This is a genomic window from Streptomyces cinnamoneus, from assembly GCF_014650495.1.
Taxonomy (GTDB): Bacteria; Actinomycetota; Actinomycetes; order Streptomycetales; family Streptomycetaceae; genus Streptomyces; species Streptomyces cinnamoneus.
This window is the reverse complement of sequence record NZ_BMVB01000060.1, coordinates 1-4,048: the sequence shown is the minus strand read 5'-3', so window position 1 is coordinate 4,048 and position 4,048 is coordinate 1. Positions and strand designations below refer to the sequence as shown.

1 protein-coding gene is annotated in these 4,048 nt (G+C 71.1%); it reads left to right on the top strand.

Features of this window, described 5'->3' with window-relative positions; translation table 11 throughout:
• Nucleotides 1-4,048, top strand: a 4,048-nt coding sequence (locus IE182_RS31380; protein ID WP_190113396.1) for a non-ribosomal peptide synthetase, incomplete at both ends; no start/stop codon positions are given.

Below are 4,048 nucleotides of genomic sequence, written 5' to 3'. Positions count from 1 at the left end.
AGCGCATCGAACTCGGCGAAATCGAGAACGCGCTGACCGGACACGACACCGTTGCCCAGGCCGCGGTCATCGTCCGCAACGAACACCTGGTCGCCTACCTCGTGCCTGCCGGCGACGACGTCGACGTCGACACCGTGCGTACCCATGCTGCGGCCGTCCTGCCCGAGTACATGATCCCCGCCGCATTCGTCACGCTCGATGCGCTGCCGTTGACGGCGAACGGCAAGCTGAACCGCAAGGCCCTGCCCGACCCGGACTTCAGCACCCAGGTCACCGGACGCGCGCCCCGCAACGAGCGCGAGGAGATCCTGTGTGCTCTCTTCGCCGACGTCCTGGGCCTGGAGACCGTCGGTATCGACGACAGCTTCTTCGAGCTCGGCGGGCACTCCCTGCTCGCCACCCGTCTCGTCAGCCGCATCCGTACCGCCCTCGGCGCCGAACTGGCCGTACGGGCCGTCTTCGAGACCCCCAACGTCGCCGGGCTGGCCCGGCAGCTCGCCGGTGCCACCGAGGCCCGTCTGGCCCTGACCGTCATGGAACGGCCCGAGGAAATCCCCCTCTCCGCCGCCCAGCAACGCCTGTGGTTCATCAACCGCCTCGAAGGCCCCAACGCCACCTACAACCTTCCGCTCTCGGTCCGGCTGCGGGGGCCGCTGGACGTCTCCGCCCTGCGGTCCGCCATCGGCGACGTCGTCGCCCGGCACGAGAGCCTTCGGACCGTCTTCCCCGACACCGAAGGCCGTCCCCGCCAGGAGATCCTTTCCGGCGAGGCGGCGAAGCCCGGGCTCATCGTCGTCGACGTCACGGACGACTCCCTCGCCGGGCAGGTCGAGTCCGCATCGCAGCAGGGCTTCGACCTCGCGGGTGACCTGCCGCTCCGTGCCCATCTGTTCCGCGTGTCCGCCGACGACCACGTGCTTCTCCTCGTCATCCACCACATCGCCGGCGACGGGTGGTCCATGGCCCCTCTCGGCCGTGACCTGTCCACCGCCTACACCGCCCGGCTCGCCGGCTCCGCGCCCGAGTGGCAGCCGCTGCCCGTCCAGTACGCGGACTACACCCTCTGGCAGCGCCAGGTGCTCGGCGACGAGAACAGCCCGCAGAGCGTCATGAACAGCCAGCTGGACTTCTGGCGCACCGCCCTGTCCGGTGTCCCGGACGAGCTTCAGTTGCCCACCGACCGACCGCGGGCCGCCGTCGCCACCGGCCGGGGCGGCACGCTGCCCATGGACCTTCCCGCCTCCGTGCACCAGCGGATCACGGACCTCGCCCACGCCCATGGCGCGAGTGTGTTCATGGTGGTGCAGGCGGCCGTGGCGGCGCTGCTGGGCAAGCTCGGCGCCGGGGAGGACGTCCCCATCGGCAGCGTCATCGCCGGGCGTACCGACGAAGCCCTCGACGACCTCGTCGGCTTCTTCGTCAACACCCTCGTCCTGCGCACCGACCTCTCCGGGAACCCCACCTTCCGCGAGCTCGTCGAGCGCGTGAAGGAGACCGACCTCGCCGCCTACGCCCACCAGGACATCCCCTTCGAACGCCTGGTGGACAAACTCAGCCCCGAGCGTTCCCTCGCCCGCCACCCCCTCTTCCAGGTCATGCTCTCCTTCGAGAACAACGCCGCCGCACGGGCCGATATCCCCGGCACCGAGGCGACGCCGTACGGCGTGCACCTGGATGTCTCGAAGTTCGACCTCTCCTTCCAGCTCGTCGAGCGCTTCGGCCCCGACGGGACCCCGGCGGGCATCGACGGCGGCATCGAGTTCGCCACCGACCTCTTCGACACGGAAACGGTCCGGACCATCGCCGAACGGTTCGCCCGGCTGCTGGACGGTGTGCTCGGCGACCCGGACGCACCGGTGAACTCGGTGGACGTGCTGTCGGAGGACGAACGCCGGCGGATCCTCGTCGAGTGGAATCCCGAGGAGCAGACCGTCCCCGGGGCCACGCTGGTGTCCTTGTTCGACGCCCAGGCCGGTCGCACGCCAGATGCCGTCGCCGTCACCAGCGGCGCGACGGCCCTCACCTACGCGGAGCTCGACACCAGGTCGAACCGGCTGGCCCGGTACCTCATCGCCCAGGGCGTGGGGCCGGAGCAGCTGGTGGCGCTGGCCCTGCCGCGTACCGATCAGATGATCGTCGCGCTGCTCGGCGTGCTGAAGGCCGGTGCCGGCTACCTGCCCGTGGACCCGGACTACCCGGCCGACCGCATCGCGTACATGGTCCAGGACGCGCGCCCGGTGCTCCTGGTCTCGTCCGCCGACACCGTCGCGACCCTCGGCACCGCCGCGGAAGGCGGGGCGACCCGTCTGGTCCTCGACGATCCGGCCGTCGTGGCCGCACTGTCGCAGCTGTCCGGTGCACCGGTCACGGACGAGGAGCGGATCGCGCCGCTGTCGCCCCGGCACCCGGCCTACGTCATCTACACCTCCGGTTCCACCGGCCGTCCCAAGGGCGTGGTGATCCCGCACCAGAACGTCACCCGTCTCTTCGCCTCGACCGAGCACTGGTTCGGCTTCGGCACCGAAGACGTCTGGACCATGTTCCATTCCTACGCCTTCGACTTCTCCGTGTGGGAGATCTGGGGCCCGCTGCTGTACGGCGGCCGGCTCGTGATGGTTCCCCACGCGATCAGCCGCTCCACCCAGGAGTTCCGCGCCCTGCTCGCCGACGAAGGGGTGACGGTCCTCAACCAGACCCCGTCGGCGTTCTACCGGCTCGTCCAGGAGGAGCGCGAGAATCCGGCGGCAGGCCCGCTGGCGCTGCGCTCCGTCGTCTTCGGCGGCGAGGCCCTCGATCTGCGCCGCCTGGAGGACTGGTACGCCCTCCACCCGGACACCGCTCCCACGCTCGTCAACATGTACGGCATCACCGAGACGACCGTGCACGTCACCTACCGGGCGCTCGACCGGCACAGTGCCGCCACCCTCGGCGGCAGCGTGATCGGCGAAGCGATTCCCGACCTCAGGGTGTACGTCCTCGACGCCGGCCTGCAGCCGGTGGCGCCCGGGGTCCCGGGTGAGCTCTACGTCGCCGGCGCAGGTCTGGCCCGCGGCTACCTGGGCCGGCCCGGCCTGTCCTCCGAGCGCTTCGTCGCCTGCCCGTTCGGCGGGCCGGGTGAGCGCATGTACCGCACCGGCGACGTCGTGCGCTGGACGGCCGGCGGCGAGCTGGAGTACCACGGCCGGGCCGACGACCAGGTCAAGATCCGCGGCTTCCGCATCGAGCTCGGCGAGATCGAGGCCGCGCTGTCCTCCCACGAGGCGGTCGCCCAGGCCACCGCCGTCGTCCGCGAGGACCAGCCGGGGACCAAGCGCATCGTGGCCTACCTGGTGCCCTCCGCCGGCCACCGGATCGATGCGGACGCGGTGCGCGAGCACGTGAGCGAGGTCCTGCCGGACTACATGGTCCCGGCGGCCTTCGTCACCCTCGACGAACTGCCCCTGACCGCCAACGGCAAGCTCGACCGCAAGGCCCTGCCCGCACCCGACTTCAACGAGCACGTCACCGGCCGCGGCCCCCGCAACGAGCGGGAAACGACGCTGTGCGCCCTGTTCGCCGATGTCCTCGGCCTGGAGAGCGTCGGCATCGACGACAGCTTCTTCGAACTCGGCGGCGACAGCATCGTCTCCATCCAGCTCGTCAGCCGGGCCCGCACCGCAGGGCTCCTCTTCACCCCCCGCGACGTCTTCCAGCACCGCACCGTCGAGGCCCTCGCCGCCGTCGCACAGAGCGCCGACGCGGACGCCGACGCCGCTCCGCTCGACCCGGAGGCCGGCATCGGCGACCTCCCGGCCACGCCGATCATCCACTGGCTCGCCGAGAAGGGCGGTGCGATCGACGGCTACAACCAGGCCATGGTCGTCCAAGCCCCGGCCACGGCCACCCTGGAGACGCTGGCCACCGCCCTGCAGACCGTCCTCGACCACCACGACGTCCTGCGCCTGCGCACCACCCGGGCCGAAGGCGAACCGTGGACCCTCACCGTCCGGCCCAAGGGAACCGTCAACGCCTCCGGCATCCTGCGCCGCGTCGACACCACCGGCATCCA